At 68.2% G+C, this 5,828-nt stretch carries 6 protein-coding genes; 5 read left to right on the plus strand and 1 reads right to left on the minus strand.

What is annotated here, in order from left to right; genetic code table 11:
* Positions 1–792: 1,4-dihydroxy-2-naphthoate polyprenyltransferase (locus Q1V87_RS02850; protein WP_300590779.1), on the plus strand; the 792-nt coding region annotated here is incomplete at its 5' end.
* On the opposite strand, the gene Q1V87_RS02855 is transcribed toward Q1V87_RS02850, so the two are convergent.
* Complete coding sequence (locus tag Q1V87_RS02855; protein ID WP_292710720.1) at positions 739–1,080, minus strand: DUF4229 domain-containing protein; 342 nt, start codon at positions 1,078–1,080, stop codon at positions 739–741. The genes Q1V87_RS02850 and Q1V87_RS02855 overlap by 54 nt on opposite strands.
* A gap of 93 nt (positions 1,081–1,173) precedes the next feature.
* Between Q1V87_RS02855 and Q1V87_RS02860 the strand changes: the two genes are divergently transcribed.
* From Q1V87_RS02860 to mgtE, 4 genes are read left to right on the plus strand one after another with little or no spacing between them, the layout of a single operon-like run.
* Positions 1,174–1,593 carry a PLD nuclease N-terminal domain-containing protein gene (locus Q1V87_RS02860; RefSeq protein WP_300590780.1) on the plus strand — a complete coding sequence of 140 codons (420 nt, stop codon included), beginning with the start codon at positions 1,174–1,176 and terminating at the stop codon, positions 1,591–1,593.
* A complete protein-coding gene (gene menD / locus Q1V87_RS02865) occupies positions 1,553–3,415 on the plus strand; it encodes a 2-succinyl-5-enolpyruvyl-6-hydroxy-3-cyclohexene-1-carboxylic-acid synthase (RefSeq protein ID WP_300590781.1) in 1,863 nt (620 codons plus the stop codon). Before Q1V87_RS02860 ends, menD begins: the two co-directional genes overlap by 41 nt.
* A 27-nt stretch (positions 3,416–3,442) precedes the next feature.
* A complete protein-coding gene (locus Q1V87_RS02870; protein ID WP_300590782.1) occupies positions 3,443–4,306 on the plus strand; it encodes a PPK2 family polyphosphate kinase in 864 nt (287 codons plus the stop codon).
* A gap of 42 nt (positions 4,307–4,348) precedes the next feature.
* Positions 4,349–5,698, plus strand: coding sequence for a magnesium transporter (gene mgtE, locus Q1V87_RS02875; RefSeq protein ID WP_300590783.1), 1,350 nt, complete (start codon positions 4,349–4,351; stop codon positions 5,696–5,698).
* Positions 5,699–5,828 lie beyond the last annotated feature (130 nt).

The following is a 5,828-nucleotide window of genomic DNA, read 5'->3' on the forward strand; positions in this document are numbered from 1 at the left end:
GGGGCTGCGCTTCTGATCGAGCGTCCGATGCACTGGGTCATCGCGCTGGCGTGCCTCGTGGTCTCGGTGAGCCTGCAGATCGGCGTCAACTACGCGAACGACTACAGCGACGGTGTTCGCGGCACCGACGCCTACCGGGTGGGGCCTGCTCGCCTGACAGGAGCGGGTAAAGCCAAGCCGCGGACGGTGCTGATCGTCGCGCTCGTCTTCTTCGCAATTGCCGGAATCGCGGGCCTGGCGATCACGATCCGCACCGAGCAGTGGTGGTTCCTCGCCGTTGGTGCCGCCTGCATCCTCGCGGCGTGGTTCTATACCGGCGGCAAACGCCCCTACGGTTACGCGGGCCTCGGCGAACTCTTCGTGTTCGTCTTCTTCGGCCTCGTAGCAACACTCGGCACGACCTGGGTGCAGGTGTTCGCGCTGCCGCAGGAGGCCTGGTTCGGGGCGGTCGGGGCGGGGCTGCTGGCGTGCGCGGTGCTCCTGGCGAACAACCTGCGCGACATCGATCAGGACCGCGTCGCCGGCAAGCGCACGCTGACGGTGCTGATCGGACGCCGCGCGACGCAGGTGCTGTTCACGGTTTTCGTGCTGGTCCCGTTCGGCATCGCCGGGTACCTCGCGGTCTTCTACCCGATCGCGTGGTTGACCGCCATGGCCTTGTTGCTGGCGCTGCCGGCGATCCTCATCGTGTGGACCTATCGTCAGCCGCGCGAGCTCGTCATCGCTCTCGCGCTGACGTCAGGGACGTCGCTCGCCTTCGGCGCTTTCCTCTTCTGGGCTTTCGCCGGCTGACGGCGCGGGTGCCTCATCGGCACCCGGCGCGTCTGCGAGCGCGGCATCTTCGATCTGCTCGTCGGTGGGGTCGGTGCGGCGCGCCCGGCGCTCGGCGAGCGATGCCGACACTTCATCGAGAGGGCGGCGCAGGAAGATCACCGAGAGACTCAGCCCGATGAGCGCCGCGAAGATCGCTGACAGCCAGTAGAACTCGCGGCCGATCGGCAGCAGCATGAGGATGCCGAACGGAACCAGGAAGAACAGGATGCGCAGCACGGTGTAGACCCAGAAAGAGCGCGCGTTCACCCCTCCATCGTAGGCGTCGGGCGCCGTGTCGCCGCGCGGGACCGGTCAGCGCCCGCCCAGCCCTGGCATGTCGAACCCACCTAGGATGGGGATGTGCCCCGCGTGCTGTTGATTCTGGCGTTGGTGGCGACCGCTTTCTGGGTCTACACCATCGTCGATTGCGCTGTGCAGCCGCCGACGCGGCACCGTGGGGTGAGCAAGCCGCTGTGGATCGTCATCGTCCTCGTGCTTCCCGTCATCGGTGGGCTGCTGTGGTTGGTGGTCGGTCGCGCGCGGCGGTCGGCAGTCCACGCCACTCGCGCGCCGGATGATGACCCGGAGTTCCTCGGGCGGATCGGCACCATCTCCGACCAGGATGAGCGCATCCGTCGACTCGAGGAAGAACTGGCCATGCTGGACGCCGAGGAGGCGTTCGACGGCCCTTCGGCTGCCGACACTGCTGCCGACCCCGAGGCGGCATCCACTCCGCGAGATGACGACGACGAACCCCGCGGATCCCGCGGCGCCGCGTGACGGGTCTGCGGTGAGCGACCTGACCGGCGGGGGCACCCGTTCGCCCGCGACGGATGCTGCTGCGGCGCTGCTCGATCAACTGATCTCGCTCGGTGTCCGCGATGTGGTGCTCAGCCCCGGATCGCGCTCGCAGGCCCTCGCACTCATCGCAGCCGACGCGGAGGAGCGCGGTCGGGTGCGCCTGCACGTGCGGATCGATGAGCGGGTCGCGGGCTTCACGGCGCTCGGCATCGGACGAGAGACCCGGATGCCGGCAGCCGTCGTGTGCACGTCAGGCACCGCTGTCGCGAACCTCGCGCCCGCGGTCCTCGAAGCTCATCACTCCGCGGTTCCCCTGCTGCTGCTCACAGCTGATCGGCCCCCCGAACTGCGAGGAGTGGGAGCGAACCAGACGACCCGGCAGCCGGGCATCTTCACGCCCAATACGCGGTTCGAGCTCGATGTACCGGCCCCGACCGAGACCGATGACACCGGCACGGGCGATCAATCAGCGATGCTGCGCGATATCGCCGACCAGGCTGTCGCAGCTGCCATCGGCGACAGCGGCCGCCCAGCCGGGCCCGTGCACCTCAACCTGCCGTTTCGGGAGCCGCTCGCCGGTTCCTTTCCGCCGTGGTGGACAGCGGATGCCGGCATCGGCGCGGAACTGCCGGATGCGCCGATCGACGACGACCAATCGGGAGCCCTGTACCAGGGTGGTGGCGGCGTCGGCGACGCAGTGGACGCGGTATCGGTCGACGAATCGGCGCATGTCCTGGTGCGCGGTGTTCGCACGCTCGTGGTCGCCGGAGAGGGTGCCGGCTCTCGTGCGGAGGCCCTTGCGTGGGACGGCGGATGGCCGCTTGTAGCCGAGATCGTCAGCGGTGCGCGCTTCGGGCGTCACCTCGTGCACGCCTACCGTGAGCTGTTGCACCGACCCGAGCTCAGCGAGCCGATCGAGCGCGTCATCGTCCTCGGGCATCCCACCCTCGCGCGCGAGACCACCGCGCTCCTGACCCGCGACGACGTCGAAGTGATTGCGCTGCGGGGTCCCGGCGAAACGGTAAACCTCAACGGCGCGACACTCGCCGTTGCGGAACTTGCCGTGGCACCTGCCTCGGAGTCGACGACAGCGGCGCTCGAGGCCGACCGTGCCTGGCTCGGAGCCTGGATGCGGGCATCGCGTGCGGCATCCGTCGACCTGTCAGTGCCGGCGCCCGACGGCGCAGCGCTCGCCTCGTCCGACCCGCAGACCCGTCTCGGGGCAATTTCGACCGAACTGGCGGTGCTGCGAGAACGCCTCGACCGGGTGTCGCTCGTCGATGCGGTGTGGCGGGCGACGTGGCCGCACGACCGACTCGTGTTCGGCTCCTCGCGCCTCGTCCGGGTGGCCGATACCGTGCTGCCGGGCAAGAAGGTGACGGTGCACGCCAACCGGGGCCTTGCGGGGATCGACGGGACCGTGGCGACCGGCATCGGCGTCGCGATCGCGAGTCAGGCCGACGGAGCGGCGGGCGTGACCCGGGTCGTGCTCGGCGACCTGGCGCTGCTGCACGACGTCGGATCCCTGCTGCTTGCGCCCGGCGAGACCGCGCCGCGCATCCAGGTCATCGTCGGCAACGATTCCGGTGGCACGATCTTCGACGGCCTCGAAGTGGCGGCCCTCGGTTCTGCGAGCCAGCGCGATCGCGTGCTCTACACGCCCCAGGATGCCGACCTCGAAGCGCTCGCCGCTGCCTACGGCTGGACCTACGCGCGCATCGATACCCGAGCCGCGCTGGATCAGGCGCTGACAGCACCGGTCACGGGTCCACAACTGATCGAAGTGCCGCTCCCGCGCTGAGCTCTATGGCGGGTCCATGATGGACGAGTGACCGCGAGAAGTCAGACCTACTGGACCGGCGACGTTGCCGAACTCCTGCGAGTGAGCGAAGGCTTCGTCCTCTCGGGCGTGGACCCCGGCTCGACCCCCGGCTACGGCAGCAATAAGCAGCAAGCAGCAGCGGACCTTGCGGCGGGGGTCGCGGAACTCGACCTTCTGCAAGAGAAACTGTTCGCCCAGAGCCGGGTCGGTGCCACGGATGCGTCGGTGCTGCTCGTCCTGCAGGGGATGGATTCCTCGGGCAAGGGAGGGATTGTCCGCCACGTCGTCGGCTCAGTCGACCCGCAGGGCGTGTCGCTTGCATCCTTCGGCGCGCCGACCGAGGAGGAACGGGCTCACGACTTCCTGTGGCGCATCCAGCGCAAGCTCCCGCCCGCTGGCAGGATCGGCGTGTTCGACCGCTCGCACTACGAGGACGTCCTCATCGGGCGAGTCCGGGAACTCGCAGACCCCGATGAGATCGAGCGCCGATATGAGGCGATCAACGAGTTCGAGCGGCAGGTCGCGGCATCCGGAACGCGCATCATCAAGGTCATGCTGCACATCTCGTACGCCGAGCAGAAAGCGCGGCTCATGGAGCGCCTGGACCGCCCCGAGAAGCACTGGAAATTCACGCCCAGCGATGTAGAAGAACGCACCCGCTGGCCGCACTACATGGCCGCCTATCAGACGGTCTTCGAGCGCACCTCTACCGAGCACGCGCCGTGGTACGTGGTGCCGGCGAATCGCAAGTGGTACGCCCGGCTTGCCATTCAGCATCTGCTGCTGGAGGCGCTCGAGAACATCGACCCGCAGTGGCCGAGCGCCAGCTACGACGTCGCACTCGAACGTGAGCGCCTCGCCGCCACCTGAGCGTTCACCGACGCGCCCCGACCGTCTGCGAGGATGCGACCCATGGATGACGAGTTCGAGGGATTCCTTGAGACGGTGACGCCGCTGCTGCGGGACCGCAAGCTTGACGAGCTGCGCGCGCTGCTGGCCGAGCACGACCCAGCCGGAGTCGCGCAGCTGCTGGAGCGCGAGGACGCTCGGGACCGTGCCGTGCTGTATCGGCTGCTGCGGCGCGACCAGGCGCTGGAGACGTTCGAACTTCTCGACTCCGGCATGCGCGCTGAACTCATCGGCGGTCTTCGGGAAGACGATGTGGCGAAGGTCTTCGAGGAACTCGACCCCGACGATCGTGCGCAGCTGATCGACGAGCTTCCGGCCGGTGTCGCGCGCCAGCTGATGCGGGGACTCTCACCAGCCGAGCGCGAGCTGACAGCCCCCATGCTCGGCTATCCGAAGAACAGCGTCGGCCGGTTCATGAGCACCGAGTATGTGCGCCTTGCCCCGCAGCTGACGGTCGGCGATGCGCTGAGCCACGTGCGTCATCGCGGCACGGATGCCGAGACCGTCTACATGCTCCCGGTGACGTCGCCGCACCGCCGGGTCCTCGGCGTCGTGGGCTTGCGGGAACTCGTCATGGGACGATCTGACCTGCTCGTCGAAGAGTTGATGGGTGAAGCGAGAACGGCCCACGCCACGGATGCTGCAGAAGCTGCTGCGCGGTCTCTCGTCGACTCCGGTCTTCTCGCGATGCCGATCGTCGACAGCGAAGACCGCCTTCTCGGCATCCTCACCGTCGACGATGCAGCCCGCATCCTCGAGGAGGCTGAAGACACGGATGCCGCGCGCCAAGGTGCCTCCGAGCCGCTCGGCCGCCCCTACCTCACGACACCCGTGCTACGGATCGTCCGTGCGCGCGTCGTGTGGCTCCTCGTGCTCGCGGTCTCGGCGCTGCTCACGGTGCAGGTGCTCGGGATCTTCGAAGCGACGCTGGAGCAGGTCGTGACCCTCGCCCTGTTCATTCCACTGCTGACCGGCACAGCGGGGAACACCGGTTCGCAGGCCGCGACGACCGTCACCCGTGCACTCGCGATGGGAGAGGTGCGAAAACGCGACGCGCTCACCGTGATGTGGCGGGAGGTGCGCGTCGGAGCATTCCTCGGGGGTCTTCTCGGCATCCTCGGCTTCGCGCTTGCAAGTCTCGTGTTCGACCCGGCGCTCGGAGCGGTGATCGGACTCACGCTGCTGTTCATCTGCACGCTGGCAGCGACAGTGGGTGGGCTCATGCCGATCCTCGCGATGGCGGTGCGCGCCGACCCGGCGGTGTTCAGCACGCCGTTCATCTCGACGTTCTGTGACGCGACGAGCCTCATCATCTACTTCCTCGTCGCGACCTGGATCCTGCAGCTGGGCTGACCGCGGGAAGGAACGCTCAGGCGAGGGCGTCGACGATGGGCCGGAACTTCACGCGCGTTTCGAGGAGTTCCGTTTCGGGGTCGCTCGCTGCCACGATGCCCGCGCCGGCGTGAGCGACAACCGGGATCGT

The organism is Microbacterium sp. (genome assembly GCF_030149085.1).
In the GTDB taxonomy this organism is placed as follows: Bacteria; Actinomycetota; Actinomycetes; order Actinomycetales; family Microbacteriaceae; genus Microbacterium.

Coding starts and splice junctions, on each gene's coding strand:
- menD (WP_300590781.1), top strand. CDS start 1,553: ATGACGACGACGAACCCCGCGGATCCCGCGGCGCCGCGTGACGGGTCT.
- mgtE (WP_300590783.1), top strand. CDS start 4,349: ATGGATGACGAGTTCGAGGGATTCCTTGAGACGGTGACGCCGCTGCTG.